Raw genomic sequence first — 327 nt, forward strand, 5'->3', positions numbered from 1 at the left:
CGGATTCACGTGCTGTTGCAGCGGGAGGGCTGCTTCGCCAACCACAAGCGCATCTGGCGCCTGTACAGCAAGGCGGGACTGAGCGTGCGCAAGCGGCGACGCAAGCGTATTGCGGCCGTCGAGCGCACGCCGCTGCCGTTACCAACAGGCCCGAATCAGAGCTGGTCAATGGACTTCGTTTCTGACGGGCTGGCCTATGGTCGGCGGTTTCGATGCCTGAACGTGGTCGACGACTACACGCGCGAGTGCCTGGCCATCGAGGTTGATACTTCATTGCCGGGCCTACGCGTGCAGCAAGTGCTTGAGCGGCTCAAGGAGATGCGAGGC

1 protein-coding gene is annotated in these 327 nt (G+C 63.0%); it reads left to right on the top strand.

Annotation, left to right across the window (positions count from 1 at the left end; genetic code table 11):
* A partial coding sequence (locus tag SB786_RS35860) for a DDE-type integrase/transposase/recombinase (RefSeq protein WP_410731526.1) occupies positions 1 to 327 on the top strand: 327 nt, incomplete at both ends.

This window comes from Burkholderia sp. SIMBA_062 (assembly GCF_046534765.1).
GTDB lineage: Bacteria > Pseudomonadota > Gammaproteobacteria > Burkholderiales > Burkholderiaceae > Burkholderia > Burkholderia ambifaria.